Below are 20,984 nucleotides of genomic sequence, written 5' to 3'. Positions count from 1 at the left end.
AAGTTGAGGCGGCCTGAGTCAGGAAATCCGCAAGTGCTCCAGGACTTCCTCAGCCCCGGGGTAGGCGGCCTGGGTGCCCTTCTTGGTGGTGGCGAGCGCTGCGGCAACCGATGCGAATGCCGCGGCTTCGGCCAGGGTTTCGCCCGCGGCGAGGCGGGCAGCCACGGCACCGGTGAAGGCGTCCCCTGCCCCGGTCGTATCCACGGCGTTGACCTTGGTGGGTGCGATCCGGGAGATCTGTTCCCCGGACGCGGCGAGTGAATCCAACACCACGGAGCCGTGGGAGCCGAGCGTAACCAATACCCGATGCAATCCGCGCTCGGCGAACTGGCTCCGGACCGGCTCCCAGGCGCTTGCATGCGCGCCCGGGTGGGGCATCTCGGCGTCGCCAAGGAACATTGAGGCTTCGTGGGCGTTGACCAGCAGGACATCGCTCAAGGCGGCAAGGCTTTGCGGTATCTCGGCGTACGGCGAGAGGTTCAACAGAACGGTTGCACCGGCGTCGTGCGCTGTTTTGGCGGCAGCCTCCACAGTTTCGAGGCTGACCTCCAGGCAGAGGCAGAGCACCGCGGCGTCGTCGAAGGCGTCCGCCGACACGTCCGCCGGGGCGAGCGTTCCATTGGCACCGGCCGAAATGATGATGTTGTTCTCACCATTCGCGTCCACCGCGATAACCGCGACGCCGGTGGCCACATCCGCGGAACGGCGGACGCGCGAAACGTCCACGCCGGCCCTTTCCGTGGAGGCGAGGAGCATGTCACCATTGGAGTCGTTTCCGACGGCGCCGATCAGGCTCACCGTGCCGCCCAGCCTGCTCGCCGCGACGGCCTGGTTGGCGCTCTTGCCGCCGGGATTGACCGCGAAACCGTTGCCGTGGACTGTTTCGCCCGGGAGCGGGAGCCGCTCGCAATAGATGGTCAGGTCCGCGTTCAAGGACCCGACGACGACGATCCTGCGGTTCACTTTTCAACCTCGGCTTCGAGGGGATTGGGGATGAGCAGCGACGCCGCGAAGGCGGCGACAGTGATGGCCAGGCCGACGACGACGACCGTCAAGTACGAGGCCTTGGCGTCGCCGAGCGCCGAGGTCGCCACAAGGACCGCCGGCAACACCAGGAAGCTCAGGCCAGCGCCGAGGTTGAAGGCTCCGGCGTTCATCCCGGGCAGGAAGCCGGGGTTGCCGGCGGGGGAGAGGACAACTCCGAGTCCGTTGAGCATGATGTTGACCGTACCGGCGTACATGATGCCGAGCAAGGCCGTTCCCACGATCATGAGCGGCAGGCTGCTGAGTCCGAAGAACGCGATGATTGCCAGGGCCGCGATGCTTCCCAGCATGCCGATTCGCAGGACTTTGGTGTAGCCGAGTACGGGTGCGAGCCGGCCGCTGATGGGTCCGAACACCCAGCCGAGGAGTGCGTACGGTGTGAGGATCATGAGCGACATCTCGGTGGGGCCAACCCCGAATCCGGGTGCCGCGGCCTGGACGTAGGCCGGGACAATGCCGTTGATGACTGCGAAGATACCCGTCATGGCGAGGGTCGTGGTCAGCAGTGGCGCCCAGGTGGAACGCCGGCGAAGGTGGATCGTTTCGACCATCGGCTCCTTGGAGCGCTTCTCCACTGCCCAGAAGGCTGCGAACGCGGCCGCGGCGACCACAATCAGCCCGATGGCCAGCATCAGCGTTCCGGAAGAGAAGGCGCCAACCAGCTTGGATCCCTCATTGAGGGCTGTCAGGAGTGCGCCCACAGCGATGACAATGAAGAACACGCCCAGCCAGTCCATGGTGGTGCCAGCGGCGGGCTTGCTCTCGCCGGCAAGGATGGCGATCAAGGCCATGGCCACGATGGCGAGGCCAACCATGAGCCAGAAAATGCTGCGGAATCCGAAGTGCTCGGCGAAGTAACCGCCCACGAAGGAGTCGACGCCGGCAACGCCGCCGTTGACTGCCGTGATGAGGCCCATCAGGGCTCCGTACTTGCGCGGGTTGTTGACTGCGGAGCGCAGCATGATGAGGCATAGCGGCACGGTGGGGCCGCTGACGCCCTGGACGATGCGGCCCACGAAGAGCCAGGTAACGTCGGGCGCCATGGCTGCGATGACCGAGCCGACGGCCATCAGCAGCATCATGCCGAGGAGGATTTTCTTGCGGCCGACGATGTCGCTCAGGCGCGGCAGGAAGAGCGAGAACAAAGCTGCTGCCGTGAAGAACCAGGTCTGGGAGAGGCCGATGACCGCCTGGTCCGTGTGGAGCTCGTTGCCCATGGTGACCAGGGCCGGGCTGAGCATGGACGCGTTGAGCTGGAAGGCTACGCAGGCGGCGAGCAGAGCCACCATGAGGGCCGCAACGTTGCCGCGGTTGGTCTTGGTTTCGTTGATGAGGGTGGTCATTTACTTGGCCTCTCCTGCGATGCCGGCGACGGCGGCGGCGTCGCCGCTAATGGTGGCGGGAGCGCCGGCGTCGGGCTCGCCGATGCGGATGATCGCGTCAGTGACGAGGTTCCAGAACTTCTCGTGATCGAGGTCGACGGCGACGGAGGTGTGGCAGTCGGCCGGTGCCGGGGCGCGGAAATCGGCCACGGTCATGCCGAGGGTGAGCTTGCCCTGCAGTTCGATGTCGACGGGGACCTTGCGGGTGGTCATCACGGTGGGGTCGATGACGTAGGCCACGGCGCAGGGATCGTGCACCGGCGGATGGTCAAAGCCCTGGGCGTCCTTGTAGGTCTTGGTGAAGAACTCCATCAGTTCCATGACGAATTTGGCCGGCTTGGTGCCCACGGCGGCGATCTTCTCAACGACCTCGGGAGTGGCCAGGGCCTGGTGCGTGAGGTCCAAACCGACCATCACCACGGGCCACTTTTCGTTGAAGACGATGTGTGCGGCCTCGGGGTCGATGATGATGTTGAATTCGGCCACGGCGCTCCAGTTGCCTACGTGGTAGCCGCCGCCCATGAGGACGACTTCCTTGACGCGTTCAACGATGCGTGGCTCCTTGCGGGCGGCCATGGCGATGTTGGTGAGTCCCGCAGTGGGGACCAGGGTAACGGTGCCCGGCTCGTGCGCCATGATCGTTTCGATGATGAGGTCGACGGCGTGGCGCGGGTCCAGCTCGATGGTGGACTGGGGTTGTTCGGGGCCGTCCATGCCGGTTTCGCCGTGGATGTCGGGCGCGGTTTCGATGGAGCGGACGAGTGGGCGGTCGCACCCGGCGGCAAAGGGAACACCGGTGATGCCTGCGATGGTGCCCACCGATAGGGCGTTGCGGGTGACCTTTTCGAGGGTCTGGTTGCCGACCACCGTGGTGACGGCGAGCAGTTCGATGTCCGGGTTGCCGTGGGCCAGCAGCAGGGCCACGGCGTCGTCATGCCCGGGATCACAATCCAGGATGATCTTCTTGCGTTCACGGGTCATGGTGTTGGGGTCCATGTTCATCTCCACGTCATTGGGGCCTGCCGAGGCAGGGCGCTAAAGCATTCAGAGGAATTCTGGCACTGGCCTGCGTGTCGCGTCAAACGCTTAACGCTTCGTGCGTCAAGCGCTTGATGCCTTGCGGCGTGGGAAGTGGCTGATTCCCGCTACGATCGTTGTATGGAATCCGCGGAACCAGTGCATCGGGCCTCAAGCCGTACGCAGCGTGTCACCGCAGCGATGGTGGCCTCCCTGGCAGGGGTCTCGACTGCGACGGTGTCCCTGGTTGCCAACGGCAAAACCCAGGGCAGGGTGTCCGAAGACAACATTTCACGGGTCCGCGAGGCTATCGCCGAACTCGGCTACGTGGTGGATGGCATCGGCAGTTCTTTGGCCAAGGGTGTGAGCTCGATTGTGATCCTTGTGGCGCCGGACATTTCCAACCCCTTTTTCGCCAAGGTCATCGCCGGAGTCCGGGAATCGCTCGGCTCCGAGTACCAGCTGCTGCTCTCCGTGACCGACGCCGGTGAGTTCCCCCGTGCGGAGGACGTCCGAAAGCTCCTCGCCCTCCGCCCCGCCGGCCTGCTGGTGGATGCGCCCAACGCAAGCTTCCTGGAGGACCTGTCCGTTGCCGGGCCACTGGTCCTTCTCGATGCCCCCGGCCTCGAAGCCTATGCTCCGTCCGTGAACCTCGATGTTGCCCATGGCGCGCGTGAACTGGCCGCGCATCTTGCGGCCTCCGGGCACAAACGAGTTGCCTACGTGGACAGCGTGACGGGCACAGCCACGTTCGAAGTGCGCCGGGCGGCGTTCTTGGATGAGGCCAATTCCTGCGGTATTTCCGTTGCGGACGCGCACATCATCAGTACCACCATCGATGTCGGCGCTGCCGCAGCTGCCTTCGCTGCCGCCTGGCCGGACTGGCAGCGCGCCGGGGTCACCGCCGTCGTCTGCGGAACGGACACCCACGCCTACGGTGTGTTGCAGGAAGCCCGCGTTGCCGGTGTCCGGATTCCGGAGGAACTCGCTGTTGCCGGCTTCGATGACCTGCCGTATTCAGCCACGAGCAACCCGAGCCTGACCAGTGTGCATTTGCCGGCCACTCCGTTGGGACTCAAGGCCGGCGAACAACTCCGTGGATTGATGGAAGGCCGTGAGCTGGAACAGCCGCAACTGACGCTCGAGAGTTCGTTGGTGGTGCGCGGGTCCACGGGGTAGGTTTCCCCATCGATTGCCGCCCTAGTGGATGACGGCGAGCAGCACACCCATGGACATGAACAGCACGCCGAAAGTGCGGTTCAGGACCTTTTGTCCGTGCTCGTTGTGCGTGAACCGCTGGAATGAACGGGCTGCCAAAGCGAAGAAGAACCACATGACGCAGATGTCGATGAAAACGATCGTGGTGCTGAGGACCAGATACTGCGGAATCAGTGGCTGCTCGGGGCGGATGAATTGCGGCATGAAGGCCAGGAAGAAAACGATCGCCTTGGGATTGAGCAAGTTGACCCAGATGCCTCGCTGGAACATGGACCACGCTGGCTCGTTGCGCCGGGCCTCCACCTTTTCCTTGTCCAGGTCCGGCCGGTGCAGGAACTGCCGGATGCCCATGTACACCAGATATGCGGCCCCCGTGTAGCGGATCACGTTGAAGACCACGGGCGAGCTGGAGACCAGAACACCTACCCCGAGCGCCACGATCAGGATGTGGATGATCAGTGCCGCCTGTTGGCCCAGAACTCCCCAAATGGAGCGGCGGAATCCGGAGTTGAGCGAATTGCTCATGGTGGAGATGGCGCCCGCGCCGGGAGTGAAACTGATCAGGGCGCCGGCGCCCGCAAGGGCCAGCCAAAGCGAAATTTGCACCAATCCAGCTTATGCCCGCAGGAAGGGGCGCCCTGACACGCGGCTACCAGATCGTGCTGACGAGCCGGAATTCCTGGAGCGCCCGATCGGACGTCACAAGCGTCAAGCCTTCGACGGCGGCTTGGGCGGCAATCATCCGGTCGAAAGGGTCCCTGTGCGGCCAATCAAACGATGCCGCAGCCAGGGCATGCTCAGCAGTAAGGCTCAATTCCTCGGTGACTACACGTTTTACGTGCTGACGGTAACCAGTCATGATCGGATCCAATGCAGCGAGGCGACCGCGTGAGTACTTGTAAGCCAGTTCATAGGCCGAGGCAGCTGAGGCAAAAGTTCGATTTTCGAGGTCTTCGATGATCGACCTGGCCGTGCTGGACAATTGTTCTGGCCTGGTCATGGCGAGCACCAACGCGTTGGAATCCAAGAGAAACGCGGTCATTCCCACTCCGCCAGTTCTTGCTCCGTCAGAGGGTCGAACAGGTTGTCAGGAAGATCGATCTGACCCAGAAAGCCCAACTCGCGCTTCCGGGTGTGCTCAATACGAACTATCCGTGCGACGGGCTTGCCGGCCTTGGCGATAACCACTTCTTCGCCCCGTTCAACCATGTGGAGAAGTTCAGAAAGGCGCGTTTTTGCTTCCTGGATGTTGTACTGGCCCATGTTGACCAAGCATACTTGGTCAACCTAAACGGCGTAAGGTCCAGAACGTCGGTGGACGCTTTTGGCGGCTGCGCTCCGACGCCTACTCACAAAGGCCGAATCTCGAATGCACCCAGTGGGTCATCGTGTCCGGGAGATGGTCTCCCAATGAATATTGGTCGAAGTAGGAGTGCGGGCCGTTGGACATGTACCCGGTTTTGTCGAGCCCAAAATGGCCGATCATGTGAAACCCGCGCTCCTCGGCAATGCCGTTGAGTTTCTTCGCTTCCTGGAGGATGGGCTGTTCATCGAAGTAGTCCTCCTCGGCCCAGATCCCCGCGTGGGCAATCGCAAAGTACTTGGCGCCAACGAGATCCAGATGTTCCAGGATGGCGTCCTGGAACGGATTCAAGCTGCCTTCAAAGGACTCCGTGACAACCTGGATGCTTTCCAGCTGCATCTCGGCGTCGAGGCCGATCACGACGAGTCTTGGGTAGGGTTTTTCTTCTTGGACAATGAGCGGACGGGCGAGGAGCTCGAGGTCAAAACCTGCTTGAATGATCATGCTTTGAGGCTATTCATGGCCGCAGACCGCCGACAGAGGTCACTTTGCCTATGTGGACAACTGCGCGAGTTTCGCTACCTTCACCAGGAGATACTGCCGCTCCTGCAGGCTTCCGGTCTTCTTTGCCGCGGTGAGAAAGCATTCCCGGGCGCCCGCAAGGTCACCGGACATTTCGAGCAAGTGGCCGCGGACGGCGTCGAGCCTGTGCCAGTCTTTCAGTCCACTCTCGAGCCCTTCCAGCAGCTCAAGGGCCGCCTGAGGCCCCTCGACCATGGCCACGGCAACTGCGCGGTTGAGCGTCACCACCGGGCTTGGGGCCATGGCTTCGAGGACCGTGTACAACGCCAGGATCTGCGGCCAGTCGGTCTGCTCCGCGGAGGGCGCCTCGGTATGGACCGCCGCGATCGCGGCCTGCAGCTGATAGGGTCCCGGACGCCCAACCCCCAGCACGGCCGACAAGAGTTCAAGCCCCTCGGCGATTTGCGTCGCGTCCCACAGCCGGCGATCCTGCTCGGCGAGCGGCACCAGCATCCCGTCCGGGAGGGACCTCGCCCGTCGTCGTGCGTCGGTGAGGAGCATGAGGGCCAGCAGTCCGCCCACCTCGAGTTCGCCCGGGAGCAGTTCCCGCAGGAGACGCGTAAGGCGGATGGCCTCCGCCGTGAGGTCTTCGCGATGCATGGATGGCCCGGAACTCGCCGCGTAACCCTCGTTAAAGATCAGGTACAGGACGTGGAGTACGACGCCGAGCCGCGCCTTTCGCTCGCCCGTTTCCGGGAGCTCGAAATGGGCTCCGGCCTTCTTGATGCTCTGCTTGGCCCGGCTGATCCTCTGGCCCATGGTGGCTTCCGGGACAAAGAACGCGCTGGCGATTTCCGCCGTCGTGAGCCCTCCGACTGCCCGCAATGTCAGTGCCAGCTGCGAGGGTGCTGAGAGGGCGGGGTGACAACAGAGGAAAAGGAGGGTGAGGGTATCTTCCGCAAACCCGTCCGTGTCACTGGTCGAAGAAGGCTTCTCGCCAGGCGGCGGTTCCAAGGCCGCCGCGCGTTGTTCGCGTGCCTGTCGGGCACTTTCGCTGCGCCAGTGGTCCACCAAGCGACGCGTGGCGACCGTGAGCAGCCACGCCCTGGGATTCTCCGGGACGCCGGAGGCGGGCCATTGCAATGCTGCCTCGAGCAGTGCCTCCTGCACGGCATCTTCGCACTCGGCGAATTGGCCGTACCTGCGGACGAGCACGCCAAGGACCTGCGGCGCAAGAGTGCGCAGCAGGTCCTCGAAGGTGGATTCCCCGGAAGGCTCGGCCAATCGCTAGACCTCCGGCGGCTCGTCCTGGACGCGGCGAAGCTCCACAACCGGTGCGTACTTCACGATGCTGGAGCAGATTTCCACGGCCCGTTCTTCGCTGGCGACGTCCACCACCCAGTAGCCGATGAGGGATTCCTTGGCCTCAGCGAAAGGTCCGTCGGTGGTGATGACGCCGCTGTCCGTCTGCTTGACCAGCTTGGCAGTGCCGGGGTCAGCCAGTCCCGCGTTGAAAACCATCTCGCCTGAATCGCTGAGATCCTTGTCGATCTGGATCATGAAGCCGATCATTTCCCTGATCCACTCGGGATTGGCGGTCTCCATCATGCCCCCGGCAGAACCAAACATCATGATCATGTATTTCATCTCGAACTCCTTATCAGGGGCGCTCCGTGCGGGCGCTTTCGTTCATGGGTCGGAACTACGGGAGGGTTTTCGACATGGTTGATGGAAAATCCCGAAAAACTTTTTGGCGGGCGGCTACGCCCGTGCGATGACTTCTCCATTCGGGATCAGGAAGAAGCCATCATCCGTGGAGCCCCAACGGTGCCAACCGGCGGCGATCCGGGCCAGGTCGGCCTCGTTGGCCAGCCCGTATTCCAGCGCCTGCTCGGCAAAGGCGGAGTGCAGGACGCGCTCGCTCCACACCCTCGACTGCCAACGGCGTTGCTGCGCGGTGGCGTACAGCCAGTTGCTGCTGGAGGGCGCGACGTCGGTGAAGCCCGCCTGCTGTGCCCAGGACACGAGCCGCCGCCCGGCGTCGGGCTCTGCTCCGTTCCGTCGGGCGATCTTTTGGTAGAGCTCCATCCAGTCGTCGAGCTCGCGGACCTCCGGGTACCAGCTCATGCCGTGGAAGTCGGCGTCGCGCACTGCCACTATGGCGCCGGGTTTGGCCACGCGCCGCATCTCGCGCAACGCGGCCACGGGGTCGGTCAGGTGTTGCAGGACCTGGTGCGCGTGGACAAGGTCGAAGGTCTCGTCCTCGAAGTCCAGATCGTAGATGTTGCCCGTCACGAATTCCACGTTTTCCACACCACGTTCGGCCGCAAGCGAGGCAGCCTGGGCCACGATCTCGGCGGAACGGTCCAGCCCGACGACCTTCGCGGGCTCCACCAGTTCCGCGAAGTCGCACGTGATGCTCCCAGGTCCGCATCCGACGTCGAGCACTGATGTCCCGGCGGTCAGATGCGGGATGACAAACGCGGCAGAGTTCTCGGCTGTGCGGGAGGCATGGGCGCGTACTACGGACTCGTGGTGGCCGTGTGTGTAGACGTCTTCAGGCTTCTGCTCGTTCATAGGGAAACGCTACCCCGATGGAGTGGAAAGGGAGCGGAACTGCTCGATGACTTTTAAGGAAATGTGTTGTCTAAAAGGCATCAACCGTTGCATGATGGAAAAAGTGATTCGGATCACTCCGAGTGCCCGCCCGTTTGGCGGCGACATCAGCTTGCCGCAGGGCATTCCAGATCAGAAGTGGAGAAAAATGAGCTCTCAGCTAACACCGGAAGAAGTCACTTCGGCCGCGGAACGGATCGTTAGGGCCTATTCGGCCATGGACGAGGACGTATATTTCAGCTCATTCGATCCGCAAGCCACCTTCTTATTCCACGCGACCGCTGAACGGCTCACCAGCCGGGAAGACTACAGAGTGCAGTGGCGCATCTGGGTGTCCGAGGGATGGAAAGTGATCGGCTGCCACAGCAGCGATCCATTCATCCAGATCTACGGCACAACCGCGGTTTTTTCCCACAGTGTGGCTACCACCACGGAAGAGCGGGGACAGCGGGCAGTCACTGAGGAACGGGAAACCATCGTGTTCACCCGGGCCGGCTCTGGCGGCATCATGGCCGTGCACGAGCACCTATCACTCAACACATTCTGATCACGGAGTCGAGCAATGACGACAGAAGCATCCGACCGGCCCAAGGCACGGCCCGGCGCACCCTTGATCGAGGTCCGCTCGATCGACTGGGTTCCCGATAACGAACGGCACGGCCGCCTGTGGCATCAGGCGCCGCTATGGTTCCTGGGCAACTTCCAATACTTCTCCATCCCGATCGGTTTCATCGGCCCGTCGATGGGCCTGTCACTGGGGTGGACGGTCGTGGCGAGCGTCCTGGGCATTGGAGTGGGAACCATTTTCATGGCCTTCCACGCCTCCCAAGGCCCTACCATGGGCCTGCCGCAGATGATCCAATCGCGGGCCCAATTCGGGTACCGGGGTGTGGTCGTTCCCCTGATCGCCACCCTTTTCACCTATGTGGCATTCAACGTCGTTGATACCGTGCTCCTCGGTGACGGACTGGGCAGTGCTTTCGGCTGGAACCCGGCCCTCATCGCCATTGTCGCTGCCGCAGGCGCGGCGGCACTTGCGATCTTCGGCCATGACTGGTTGCATAAGGCCTTCCGCGTGCTCCTCTACGTTTCCTTGCCGCTGATGCTGATCCTGACCATCGGAGTCATCTTCGGAAATGCCGGCGGAGCCGAAAGCAGCACGCAGTACGGCTTCAACTGGGGCGCGTTCATGGCACAGTTCGCCGCGGCAGCGGCATACAACATCACCTATGCCCCCTATGTTTCCGACTATTCCCGGTACCTTCCCTCCAAAACCAAGAGCCGGTCCGTCATCGCTGCCGTGTTCTTCGGCGCATCGTCGTCGGCGATCTGGCTGATCGTCCTTGGGGCCTGGCTGGCGATCAGGCTTGGCGCCACCGATGGCCTCGCCGGTCTCCAATTGGCTGGAAACACCGTTTTTGTACACCTCGGTGACGCCACAGCCTTGCTTTCGGCCATGGCCCTGGCCGCCACCATGGGAATGAACGCCTACGGGGGAATGCTCACCGTGTTGACCACGGTCGATTCCGTCCGTCCCATCAAGCCGAACCGCAAAGCCCGGGTCATCACCATCCTTGTCCTGACAGCGGTGTGGTATCTCATCGCCAGCACGATCACCTCCGGGGCCGTCAGCACAGTGTTCTCCTCGCTGACCCTGATGCTGTATCTTCTGGTTCCCTGGACGGCGACGAACCTGGTCGACTACTTCCTGGTCCGCAAGGGTCACTACGCCATCACGGATCTGTTCACCCCCAAAGGCATTTACGGTGCTTGGGGGTCGCGGGGCTTGTTCTCCTTCGCCATCGGTCTCCTGGCTGAAATTCCCTTCATGGTCCTGCCCCAGATTGGTCCCTGGAGCTACACGGGACCCCTCGCCCAGGCCTTGGGCGGTGTCGACATCGCCTGGCTTGTCGGGCTACTAGTGACTTCCGTCGCTTACTTCCTGCTCAGCCGCTCACTCAACCTGGCCGCCGAACAGGCCGCGCAGGTCAGAAGCGATCAACAACTCGGCCGCGAAAAAGAAGCAGCGACCACCGGGCACTGACGGGGGAATCCTCAAGACCGACTGGACTGAACGTCCCGACGCTCGCTCACTTTTGGTGCCCTTTCTGGTGACGCTCACTCACATCCAGTGAGCGAGCGTTGGGGGAAAACCTGCGAAAGGTGAGCGAGCGTCGTGGCTAGCGCGCCGACGTCGGGACCTGGTGGCCCTACTCCTGCGGCCGGTTCCGATAGGCCGCCAGGAACGTGGCGATCCTGCGCACGGCCTCCTCGATCTCGCGGACGGATGGCAGGATGACGAAGCGGAAATGGTCCGGGGCAGGCCAGTTGAAGGCCGAGCCGTGGGAGACCAGGATTTTCTGGTCCTGCAGGAGATCGAGGACGAATTTCTCGTCGCTCTCGATCGGGTAGACGTCAGGGTCCAGCCGCGGGAACAAGTACATCGCCCCGGCTGCGGGAACGCAGCTCACTCCGGGGATCGCAGTCAGCAGCTTCAAGGCCAGATCCCGTTGTTCGCGGAGCCGGCCACCCGGCCTGATGAGTTCCTCGATGCTCTGGTAGCCGCCCAGGCAGGTCTGGATGGCGTGCTGCGCCGGAACGTTGGAGCACAAACGGAGGGACGCCAACAGTTCCAGAGCCTCACGGTATTCGGCGGTTGCCGCGTGCGGGCCGGTCAAAGCGACCCAGCCGGCGCGGTAGCCGGGCATGCGGTAAGCCTTGGAGAGGCCGCTGAAGGTCAGGACGCAGATGTCGTCTGCCACGGATGCCGTGTGGATGTGCTGGGCGTCCTCGTAGCGGATCTTCTCGTAGATCTCGTCCGAGAAGAGGACAAGATCGTGCTTGCGGGCCAGTGCCGCGAACTGCTCCAGGATGTGGCGGGGGTATACCGCGCCCGTGGGGTTGTTCGGGTTGATGATGACGATGGCCTTGGTGCGCTTGGTGATTTTGGCTTCGACGTCGGACATGTCCGGCCACCAATTCTGGCTCTCGTCGCAGAGATAGTGCACCGGGTTGCCGCCCGTGAGGGTCACCGTGGCCGTCCACAGCGGATAGTCCGGCGCGGGGATGAGGACCTCGTCGCCGTTTTCCAGGAAGGCCTGCAGCGTCATGGAAATCAGTTCACTGACGCCGTTGCCGATGAAGATATCCTCGACGCCGATATTCATCAGGTTCTTGGTCTGGTAGTACTGCGAAATCGCTGTCCGCGCCGTGAAGATGCCCTTGGAATCACTGTACCCTTGGGCGCCGCGGAGGTGGTGGATCATGTCCACCACCACGGACTCCGGAGCTTCCAGCCCGAACGGCGCGGTGTCCCCAAGATTCATCTTGAGGATGCGGTGCCCCTCGGCCTCCATGGTCTTGGCTGCTTGAAGGATGGGCCCACGGAGTTCATAACGGACGTTCTGTAGTTTGCTGGAGTGCTGCATCGGACGCATGGTTGATCATTTCACGTCCGGGCGCCTGTTCTCCTCATTCCCATCGGATGATGACCGGCAGGCTACTCGTATTGGCCGAGACTTCACGTTCAGTGCCGCGGACTGCCACGACAAAATGCTGGAGATCGTCCGCCGAGGCCAAGACCTCGAAATGGCCTGTGGGATCGCTCACGACGGCGGTTCCGGACGAATGTGGGCGGATATATGCCTCAGGGATGCCTTTGTTATGGACGTCGACCAACCTGCCGTGGATGAGGCGGGCCAAAGCGGTGGCGGCAAGCAGGGGTTCAGCGACCGGAGGCCCGGAAGGCTCGTCGAGGCTTATGCCGATGGGGACGCGGACCAGGAAACCGAGGCCTTTGCGGATGCCGGCGTCGTATTCGTCCGGCTGGAATTCGCCACTGGAGACCACCGAGTATTGGGTGTTTTGCTCGATCGCGACCAGGAGCTTCTCCATGTTGTCCAGTTGCGTGGGACCATGGCATTCCACCGCCACTTTGAGCTCAAGGTCCAGCAGCGGCCCCTCCCGACGGGAACGGCCCACCCTGTTCATTGCGACGGCATGGACCGTAACAGGGGCGTCGGTGGATTGACCTGTGGGTGGTTCGGAACCGTCGTCGAAGCGGACGCGCACGGGCGAGACGGCGTCGGAAAGTATCCCGAGGAGCTCGGTCAGGGATGATCGCACAACACCCACGGTGACACTCCAGTCCACAAAGTGGTCCAGCTAGCCGTTGTGCTCTACGTTACTCCCGCACTGGTCCACGAGTCACCGGGGTTCAGGCGTAACTCCATTCGATGGTTGGCTGTTCGCCGTGACATCGTCGCGTCGAACGAGACTCAGAGGGCAGCCACGGTTTCCTGATCCCGCCACCAAGCCACGGTCGCCGCCATCGTGTCCGCAAGCGGCGTCGGTTCCAGCCCGAGCTTGGCCTGACTCGCAGTGGAGTCCATGACGAACGGCCGCTCGAACTGGTACAGCATTTCGGCCAGTTCCCGCATGTCGGTTGAAAACAGGCCGAGCGTCCGGAGCAGCCAGCCCGGAACCACGCTCAGCTTCGGTTCGGGAACGCCGGCCGAGCGTGCGAAGTTTCCCGCAATTTCCCGCATCGTCATTGCCGGTCCCGTGGGGGCGTGCAGCACCGAGTTCCAGAGTTCGGGCTTTTGGGCCGCGGCGATCATGGCTGCGGCAAGATCCGGGACGTAGGTGAAAGAGTGCGGCTGCTCGGCGCTTCCCAGGACCTGGATCGTCTTGCCCTTGAGGATGAGGGGGACCATGCGCTCGCCGGCGTGCGCCAGGCGGGCCCGCGGTCCGAAGAAATCGCCCGCCACCACGCTGACGGTATTCGCCGGGTGGGCTTGCCGGGCCTTCAGCAGGGCGGAGCGGATCCCGCGCTTGCCGCCGGCCGCTTCGCGCGGGCTGCTTTCGGTGATGGTCTTGTCCGGCTCGCTGTAGGAGTAGAGGCTCTCAGGGAAGACGACGACGGCGCCCGCCGTCACCGCGGCGTCCATCACCACTTGCTCTGCTCCAGGAAGCTCGGCCGCCCAGGCCTTGGCCCGGTAGGCAGAACCGTGGATGCAGTGGAAGACCGCCGTGGCACCGTCGAAGGCTTCCGCCAACTTGGCCGGGTCCGAGACATCCACGCGGAGCTTTTCGACCAGCGGGTGGTCCGGTCCGCTGCCTGAGCGCGTCAGGACACGCACGTGTTCTCCGCGGTCCGCGAGTTGCTCTGCAATGGTCCATCCGACGGGGCCTGCTCCTGCGACGACGTACATGGTATTGCTCACTTTCTGGCTGGGAACCTAGTTCTTGGGTTGGAAACCTTTTTCGAGAGCAGTGCTCTCTGAACTCAGAATGAACCTTGTTGAATCGCATGTCAAGAGCACTGCTCACATTTGTTTCCACTGCTCTCTTTTATGGCATGCTGGATGCATGGAGCTCCCTTTAGCCGCACTGGCCAAACAATCGACGCCCCGCGAGCGGGCCCGGGCCCGGACCGTGGCGGACATCATCCGGCTGGGTCGCCAGCACCTTGCCTTGCATGGCGCCGCGGGTTTGTCCCTGAGGGCGGTCGCACGCGATCTCGGCGTGGTGTCCTCTGCCGTGTACCGCTACGTTGAGAGCCGCGACGAACTGCTGACCCTCCTGCTGATTGACGCTTACGGCGAGCTCGGCGACGAAGTGGATGCCGCCGTCGACGCACTCCCGGGGGACGACTACCGTGGCAGGTTCCTGGCGCTTGGGCGGGCCGTTCGTCAGTGGGCCCTGCGCGAGCCGGCAAGGTACGCCCTCCTGTTCGGCAGCCCGGTGCCCGGATACCAAGCACCCGCCGAGCGCACCACCGAACCCGGAACGCGGGTGATCTACCGGATGGTGGGGATCTTCGACGCCGCGTACCGCGCAGGTGCCTTGGCCGCCGACGTCGCGCCCGCCGTCGTCGTTCCTCCCGCTCTTGCCGCGGACCTGGCGGCCATCCGGGCCGAACTGGGCGTGGCCGTTCCCGAGCCCGCGTTGGCCCGGGGTGTGCTGGTGTGGACGTCGGTTTTTGGGGCGGTCAGCTTCGAGGTATTCGGCCAATACGGGGCTGATACTTTCGCCGCGCGCGACGAGTTGTTTGAGCACCAGCTCGAGGTGCTGCGCGGAATCGTGGGGCTGTAGCCGCCGGCGCAACCGTGCATGAGAGACGGCACCGAAAGGTACAGTAACTGCATGGCTCGCGGACTTTCTGACATCGGCGCGGAGGGCGTTTTGCTCGCTGGAGCAGGACGCGCCATTCTGATGCAGATCGCCAATCCCGCGGTCGGTCACGGCGTCGCCGAGCACAGCAATTTCGCCGAGAGGCCACTGGACCGGCTGCATGCCACCATGACGTACGTCTACGCCGTGGTCTATGGCTCGGACGAACAATTGGCCGCGGTGCGCCGGGCTGTGAATCGTGCGCATGCCCCGGTTCGCCGGCCAGCGGACGAGGGATCGACGGGATACAACGCCTTTGACGCGCAATCCCAGCTCTGGGTAGTGGCGACCCTTTATGACACCGCCGTGACCGTTTACGAAAAGATCCATGGAACCCTCGACGACGACACTGCTGATCGTGTCTACCGCGAGTATGCGCGGATCGGGACAGCCTTGCAGCTTCCTGCCGAGCTCTGGCCTGCCGACCGCTCGGCCTTCGCGAGCTATTGGGATGAATCCTTGCGGAACCTCGAACCGGATGCAGCCGCATTGAGGGTGGCTCGCGAGCTCCTGTACCCCGCGGGCGGGCCGTTCTTGATGCGCTTGAGCATGCCGTTGGTCCGGCTCCTTACGGCGGGCCTGCTGCCGGAGCAACTTCGTGCGGGTTTCGGACTTCCTTGGAATGCGCGGCATCGGCGCAGCTTCGACGGCACCATACGACTCTTGGCGGTGGCTTATCCAAGGCTGCCGGAAAAAGTCAGGCATTGGCCGAAGAACTACTATCTTGGCCGGCTCGGACCGGGCGAGCCCGGCCCTGGCGAGTAGAACCGATGCGCGAGCTCACCGCGGTAGAGGAACTTATCGACGGGAGCGCGGGCCGCTTCCTGGGCGGTGCCCCGGCCCACGGTCTTCGATCCAGGCTCACTGAGTTCACCGTCTTCGGCCTCAAGCAGGCGTGGGCGTGCATCTTCGGCGCTTCGCTCCTTGCCGTCATTTTCGCTGCCCACCTCTGGTATCCAGCCAACGCCGGCCTCGCGAGGAACGATTTCTTGACGATCGCCGCCGTCGTGATCCAAATCCTGATGGTGGCCACGAGGCTGGAAACCTTGCGCGAGCTCAGGGTCATCGTGCTCTTCCACTTGGTGGGAACGGTCATGGAGTTGTTCAAGACCGACGTCGGCTCGTGGTCCTATGAAGCCGAGGGTGTCCTCCGGGTCGGGGCCGTTCCGCTCTTCAGTGGCTTCATGTACGCAGCGGTTGGCTCGTACATGGTGCGCGTTTACCGGGTTTTCGACCTGCGCTTCGCCCGGTATCCGCGGCGTTGGATCACTGCGGTCCTCGCTGCGGCCATCTACGTGAACTTCTTTTCGCACCACTACATCGTTGATGCCCGCTGGGTCCTGCTGGCCGCCGTCGTCGTGATCTATGGCCGGTGCGTCATGCACTTCCGGGTGTTTCGGCGTCGACTCCGGATGCCGCTGGTCCTGGCATTCCTGCTGGTGGCGCTCTTCATTTGGATTGCCGAGAACATCGCCACCTGGTCGCACGCCTGGCTGTATCCGAGCCAACTGGATGGCTGGCATTTGGTGTCCCCGGACAAGCTTGTCTCGTGGTTCCTCCTGATGATCATCTCCGTGGTGCTGGTGGCGTGGGTCTACAAGCCGATGCCGCCTGACTGAACACCCGCCGTCGACGTCGCCGGAACGCTGCGGAGTCGCCGGAGTGTACCGGCGAACCGGCACTGTTCCCGCGAGTTCGACGTCGGCCCTCAACGGGCGTTCTCCCACGGCGAAATCGGTGACAAATCCCCGTGTTGCCGGGGTTTCTTGACAGGCATTAAGCAGAGTTGAGCGTACTCGACTCAACTTTAGGTTGACATTGAATGAGGCCTGAGTACAGTTGAGTGCAGAACGCTCAACTAGCCGAAGGTTGAGTGCTCCCCGCCCTCCAAGCCCTCCGTGGGTATCGGAACCGGGTGAAATCTCGATCGTCGGCCATTGAAAGGAAGCAACATATGTCACGCGCTGTAGGTATCGACCTCGGAACCACTAACTCCGTCGTCTCTGTTCTCGAAGGTGGCGAGCCCACCGTCATTGCCAACGCCGAGGGTGGCCGCACCACGCCGTCGGTCGTTGCATTCTCCAAGTCCGGTGAAGTCCTGGTTGGCGAAATTGCCAAGCGCCAGGCCGTCAACAACATCGACCGCACCATCGCTTCCGTGAAGCGCCACATGGGCACCGACTGGTCCGTCGCCATTGACGACAAGAAGTACACGCCGCAGGAAATCTCCGCGCGTATCCTCATGAAGCTGAAGAACGACGCCGAGAGCTACCTCGGCGAAAAGGTCACCGACGCTGTCATCACCGTCCCGGCCTACTTCAACGACGCCGAGCGCCAGGCCACCAAGGAAGCCGGCGAAATCGCCGGCTTGAACGTCCTCCGCATTGTCAACGAGCCCACGGCCGCTGCACTTGCCTACGGCCTGGACAAGGGCAAGGAAGACGAACTTATCCTGGTCTTCGACCTCGGCGGCGGAACGTTCGACGTCTCCCTGCTGGAAGTCGGCAAGGACGAAGACGGCTTCTCCACCATCCAGGTCCGCGCCACTGCCGGCGACAACCGCCTCGGCGGCGACGACTGGGACCAGCGCGTTGTTGACTACCTGCTGAACCAGCTCAAGATCAAGGGCATCGACCTTTCCAAGGACAAGATCGCCCTGCAGCGTCTGCGCGAGGCTTCGGAGCAGGCCAAGAAGGAACTCTCTTCCTCCACCAGCACCAACGTCTCCCTCCAGTACCTCTCCGTCACCCCCGACGGCCCGGTCCACCTGGACGAGCAGCTGACCCGCGCCAAGTTCCAGGACCTCAGCAAGGACCTGCTCGAGCGCACCAAGAAGCCGTTCCACGACGTCATCGCCGAGACCGGCATCAAGCTCTCCGAAATCGACCACATCGTCCTCGTGGGCGGCTCCACCCGCATGCCCGCTGTCTACGACCTCGTCAAGGAACTCGCCGGTGGCAAGGAGCCTAACAAGGGCGTCAACCCTGACGAAGTTGTGGCCGTTGGCGCAGCCCTCCAGGCCGGTGTGCTGAAGGGCGAGCGCAAGGACGTTCTCCTGATCGACGTCACCCCGCTGTCCCTCGGTATCGAAACCAAGGGCGGCGTCATGACGCACCTGATCGAGCGCAACACGGCCATCCCCACTAAGCGTTCGGAGACCTTCACCACCGCTGACGACAACCAGCCGTCCGTGGCCATCCAGGTCTTCCAGGGCGAGCGTGAATTCACCCGCGACAACAAGCCGCTGGGCACGTTCGAACTGACCGGCATCGCTCCGGCACCGCGCGGCGTCCCCCAGGTCGAGGTCACCTTCGACATCGACGCCAACGGCATCGTCCACGTGTCCGCCAAGGACAAGGGCACCGGCAAGGAGCAGTCGATGACTATCACCGGCGGCACCGCGCTGTCCAAGGAAGACATCGATCGCATGGTCCGTGAAGCCGAGGAGCACGCAGCCGAGGACAAGGCACGCCGCGAGGCTACCGACACCCGCAACACTGCCGAGCAGCTCGCCTACTCCGTGGACAAGCTCATCGCCGAAAACGACGACAAGCTGCCTGAAGAGGTCAAGACCGAGGTCAAGGCCGACGTCGACGCCCTCAAGAAGGCCCTCGAAGGCACCGATGACGCAGCAGTGAAGACCGCTTTCGAGAAGCTGCAGCACTCGCAGTCGAAGCTCGGCGAAGCGATCTACTCGCACGCCGGTTCCCCGGATGGCGCAAGCAGCGCCGCTGGTGCCGAGGGCGCTCACGCCGGGGCCAAGGCTGCTGACGAGGACATCGTCGACGCCGAGATCATCGACGAAGACGAAAAGAAGTAAGCATGCCTCACCACGGCAACGACGCAGAGCACTCACCTTCCAACAATGAGGGCAACGAGCAGCAGAAGCCGGTCATTCGCGACAACCGCAAGGTTGACCCGGAGACCGGGGCCGCCCGCCACCCCCAAGGATCGGCAGCTGATTCCAACGCCGCTGCCGCCGAGGGCGACGCCCTGTCCCAGGCTGAGGAAATCCTCAACGGCATGGAAGTTCCGGCTGAAGAGTCGGTAGCCCCCGGTGCCGCTGCAGAAGCAGAGGCCGCGGAACTCCGCAACGACCTCCTGCGCCTGCAGGCTGAGTACGTCAACTACCGCAAGCGCGTCGAACGCGACCGCGCCGTCGCAGGGGAAATGGCCGTCATCGGCGTCCTGAACTCCCTGCTGCCGGTACTGGACGACGTCGACGCCGCCCGCCAGCACGGCGACCTCGTGGACGGCCCGTTCGCCGCGATCGCCGCCAAGCTGGAGAACGCGCTGAAGACGTACGGCTTGGAGCGCATCGCAGAAACCGGAGTCGACTTCGACCCCACGATCCACGAAGCCCTCATCCAGCAGCCGGGCGAGGACATCGAAGTAGACACCGTCAGCCAAGTGCTGCGCTCCGGCTACCGGTCCGGCGACCGCGTGCTGCGCGCGGCCCAGGTGATTGTGGCTGTGCCGGCTTAGTTGTACTCACCGCGCTAGGTGTGCTCACCGCGCCTTCGCGGATGAGGGGGCAGCACCGCGAAACGAGACAAGGGGCCCCGCCCCTTCGCCGGGTGGCCTAGGATCTGCGATCCTTGGCCACCCGGCTTCGGCAGGCCCGAAGCCACTCCCGGGCCCCTTGCCTCGCTCCGCTCAGGCGGTCGGCTCACCTAAGGTGGGATGAGCGCAGCGCAAACTTAACCAGAAACGAAAGAGAGAAGCCGAGTGGCCAGCCAGGACTGGGTTGAGAAGGATTTTTACGCCATCCTTGGTGTCGCCAAGGACGCCTCTGACGCTGACATTAAGAAGGCGTACCGCAAGCTTGCGCGGAAGTACCATCCGGATACTAATTCCGGGGATTCTACTGCGGAGAAGAAGTTCAAGGACATCTCGGAGGCCTATTCGGTGCTCTCGGATGCCGAGGAGCGTCAGCAGTACGATGCTATTCGCGCCATGGGCGGGGCACGCTTCGCTCCGGGCGCAGCTCGCGGCGGGCCGGCCAATGGCGGCTTCGAGGACCTGTTCGGCGGGCTTTTCGGCGGCGGCGCACGCCAGCCTGCGGGGGCCGGGGGTATCCCTCCCGAGTTCGCTGACCTGTTCGGCGGCGGCTTCGGCGGTGGACAGACCGGTTTCCAGCGCGCCCCCCAAAAGGGCAGCGACCGCACGGCTTCCACGTCTATTTCCTTTGCAGGCTCCATTCACGGCACCACGGTGAGCTTGCGCGAAAGCAACGGCAACGTCATCGACGTGAAGATTCCCGCGGGGATCAGGGACGGCCAGAAGGTGCGCCAGCGCGGCAAGGGCAACCCCGGCGCAGCTGGCAACGGGGACCTCATCATCACGGTGAACGTCAAGCCCCACGATTTCTTTAACCGCGACGGCGACAACATCCGCATCCACGTGCCGGTCACTTTCGCGGAGGCCGCCTTGGGTTCCAACATCCACGTGCCGACGCTCGACGGCGACACCGTCACCGTCCGCGTCCCGGCCGGCACCCCTTCCGGCCGCACGCTCCGGGTCAAGGGTCGCGGCGTCAAGACATCGAAGGCCACCGGAGACCTGTTGGTGACGATCGACGTCTCCGTCCCGCAGAACCTCAACAAAGAGGCCGAGGAGGCCGTCAAGGCGTTCGCCGCGGCCACAGCCGACGCCGATCCTCGCCACGACTTGGCCGCCAAGGCCCGCTTGTAGCGGCAGAACACACG

At 63.4% G+C, this 20,984-nt stretch carries 22 protein-coding genes; 9 read left to right on the top strand and 13 right to left on the bottom strand.

Annotated elements, in window-relative coordinates; all coding sequences use genetic code 11:
* Positions 1–18: 18 nt before the first annotated feature.
* From ABH924_RS11345 to ABH924_RS11335, 3 genes are read right to left on the bottom strand one after another with little or no spacing between them, the layout of a single operon-like run.
* The gene (locus ABH924_RS11345) at positions 19–963 is read right to left on the bottom strand and encodes a ribokinase (protein ID WP_404498858.1); all 945 of its coding nucleotides are present in this window, start codon (positions 961–963) and stop codon (positions 19–21) included.
* The gene (locus ABH924_RS11340; RefSeq protein WP_404498856.1) at positions 960–2,387 is read right to left on the bottom strand and encodes an MFS transporter; all 1,428 of its coding nucleotides are present in this window, start codon (positions 2,385–2,387) and stop codon (positions 960–962) included. The genes ABH924_RS11345 and ABH924_RS11340 overlap by 4 nt, the downstream gene beginning before the upstream one ends.
* Complete coding sequence (locus ABH924_RS11335; protein ID WP_404498854.1) at positions 2,388–3,422, bottom strand: nucleoside hydrolase; 1,035 nt, start codon at positions 3,420–3,422, stop codon at positions 2,388–2,390.
* A gap of 222 nt (positions 3,423–3,644) precedes the next feature.
* Between ABH924_RS11335 and ABH924_RS11330 the strand changes: the two genes are divergently transcribed.
* Positions 3,645–4,622, top strand: a complete 978-nt coding sequence (locus ABH924_RS11330) for a LacI family DNA-binding transcriptional regulator (protein WP_372460926.1) — start codon at positions 3,645–3,647, stop codon at positions 4,620–4,622.
* Positions 4,623–4,643: 21 nt separating this feature from the next.
* Here the strand turns inward: ABH924_RS11330 and ABH924_RS11325 are convergent, their stop codons facing one another.
* The 7 genes from ABH924_RS11325 to ABH924_RS11295 all read right to left on the bottom strand — a co-directional run bounded on the left by ABH924_RS11325 (position 4,644) and on the right by ABH924_RS11295 (position 9,063).
* A complete protein-coding gene (locus ABH924_RS11325; RefSeq protein ID WP_404498852.1) occupies positions 4,644–5,267 on the bottom strand; it encodes a LysE family transporter in 624 nt (207 codons plus the stop codon).
* Positions 5,268–5,310: 43 nt separating this feature from the next.
* The gene (locus ABH924_RS11320; protein WP_234751014.1) at positions 5,311–5,703 is read right to left on the bottom strand and encodes a type II toxin-antitoxin system VapC family toxin; all 393 of its coding nucleotides are present in this window, start codon (positions 5,701–5,703) and stop codon (positions 5,311–5,313) included.
* Entirely contained in the window at positions 5,700–5,924 is a 225-nt protein-coding gene (locus tag ABH924_RS11315) for a type II toxin-antitoxin system Phd/YefM family antitoxin (protein ID WP_234751015.1), read from the bottom strand. The genes ABH924_RS11320 and ABH924_RS11315 overlap by 4 nt, the downstream gene beginning before the upstream one ends.
* Before the next feature lie 82 nt (positions 5,925–6,006).
* A complete protein-coding gene (locus ABH924_RS11310; protein WP_404498850.1) occupies positions 6,007–6,468 on the bottom strand; it encodes a hypothetical protein in 462 nt (153 codons plus the stop codon).
* Positions 6,469–6,516: 48 nt separating this feature from the next.
* Entirely contained in the window at positions 6,517–7,770 is a 1,254-nt protein-coding gene (locus ABH924_RS11305; RefSeq protein ID WP_404498848.1) for an RNA polymerase sigma factor, read from the bottom strand.
* A gap of 3 nt (positions 7,771–7,773) precedes the next feature.
* Positions 7,774–8,133: a YciI family protein gene (locus ABH924_RS11300; RefSeq protein WP_404498846.1), complete on the bottom strand. Its 360-nt coding sequence runs from the start codon at positions 8,131–8,133 to the stop codon at positions 7,774–7,776.
* A gap of 114 nt (positions 8,134–8,247) precedes the next feature.
* Complete coding sequence (locus tag ABH924_RS11295; RefSeq protein WP_404498844.1) at positions 8,248–9,063, bottom strand: methyltransferase domain-containing protein; 816 nt, start codon at positions 9,061–9,063, stop codon at positions 8,248–8,250.
* 46 nt (positions 9,064–9,109) lie between these two features.
* Between ABH924_RS11295 and ABH924_RS11290 the strand changes: the two genes are divergently transcribed.
* Both ABH924_RS11290 and ABH924_RS11285 read left to right on the top strand, forming a co-directional pair.
* Positions 9,110–9,649, top strand: a complete 540-nt coding sequence (locus ABH924_RS11290; RefSeq protein ID WP_404498842.1) for a YybH family protein — start codon at positions 9,110–9,112, stop codon at positions 9,647–9,649.
* Between the two features lie 15 nt (positions 9,650–9,664).
* On the top strand, positions 9,665–11,146 hold the full coding sequence (locus ABH924_RS11285; protein ID WP_404498840.1) for a purine-cytosine permease family protein: 1,482 nt from the start codon (positions 9,665–9,667) through the stop codon (positions 11,144–11,146).
* A gap of 166 nt (positions 11,147–11,312) precedes the next feature.
* Here the strand turns inward: ABH924_RS11285 and ABH924_RS11280 are convergent, their stop codons facing one another.
* From ABH924_RS11280 to ABH924_RS11270, 3 genes are all read right to left on the bottom strand, one after another.
* Positions 11,313–12,539, bottom strand: coding sequence for a pyridoxal phosphate-dependent aminotransferase (locus tag ABH924_RS11280; RefSeq protein ID WP_404498838.1), 1,227 nt, complete (start codon positions 12,537–12,539; stop codon positions 11,313–11,315).
* 34 nt (positions 12,540–12,573) lie between these two features.
* The gene (locus ABH924_RS11275) at positions 12,574–13,254 is read right to left on the bottom strand and encodes a hypothetical protein (RefSeq protein WP_404498836.1); all 681 of its coding nucleotides are present in this window, start codon (positions 13,252–13,254) and stop codon (positions 12,574–12,576) included.
* A 125-nt stretch (positions 13,255–13,379) separates the two neighbouring features.
* On the bottom strand, positions 13,380–14,315 hold the full coding sequence (locus tag ABH924_RS11270; protein ID WP_404498985.1) for an NAD-dependent epimerase/dehydratase family protein: 936 nt from the start codon (positions 14,313–14,315) through the stop codon (positions 13,380–13,382).
* 157 nt (positions 14,316–14,472) lie between these two features.
* Between ABH924_RS11270 and ABH924_RS11265 the strand changes: the two genes are divergently transcribed.
* The 6 genes from ABH924_RS11265 (at position 14,473) to ABH924_RS11240 (ending at position 20,970) form a co-directional block, all read left to right on the top strand.
* The gene (locus tag ABH924_RS11265) at positions 14,473–15,198 is read left to right on the top strand and encodes a TetR/AcrR family transcriptional regulator (protein WP_404498834.1); all 726 of its coding nucleotides are present in this window, start codon (positions 14,473–14,475) and stop codon (positions 15,196–15,198) included.
* Positions 15,199–15,249: 51 nt separating this feature from the next.
* On the top strand, positions 15,250–16,041 hold the full coding sequence (locus tag ABH924_RS11260; protein WP_404498832.1) for an oxygenase MpaB family protein: 792 nt from the start codon (positions 15,250–15,252) through the stop codon (positions 16,039–16,041).
* Positions 16,042–16,046: 5 nt separating this feature from the next.
* Positions 16,047–16,895: a DUF817 domain-containing protein gene (locus tag ABH924_RS11255; protein ID WP_404498830.1), complete on the top strand. Its 849-nt coding sequence runs from the start codon at positions 16,047–16,049 to the stop codon at positions 16,893–16,895.
* A gap of 335 nt (positions 16,896–17,230) precedes the next feature.
* Entirely contained in the window at positions 17,231–19,096 is a 1,866-nt protein-coding gene (gene dnaK, locus ABH924_RS11250; RefSeq protein ID WP_404498828.1) for a molecular chaperone DnaK, read from the top strand.
* Between the two features lie 2 nt (positions 19,097–19,098).
* Positions 19,099–19,761: a nucleotide exchange factor GrpE gene (locus ABH924_RS11245; protein WP_404498826.1), complete on the top strand. Its 663-nt coding sequence runs from the start codon at positions 19,099–19,101 to the stop codon at positions 19,759–19,761.
* 243 nt (positions 19,762–20,004) lie between these two features.
* A complete protein-coding gene (locus ABH924_RS11240) occupies positions 20,005–20,970 on the top strand; it encodes a DnaJ C-terminal domain-containing protein (protein WP_404498824.1) in 966 nt (321 codons plus the stop codon).
* Positions 20,971–20,984: the final 14 nt, after the last annotated feature.

The organism is Arthrobacter sp. GAS37 (assembly GCF_044908325.1).
In the GTDB taxonomy this organism is placed as follows: domain Bacteria; phylum Actinomycetota; class Actinomycetes; order Actinomycetales; family Micrococcaceae; genus Arthrobacter; species Arthrobacter ramosus.
The sequence above is the reverse complement of the archived record's forward strand: the minus strand, read 5'-3'. Positions and strand labels throughout refer to the sequence as shown.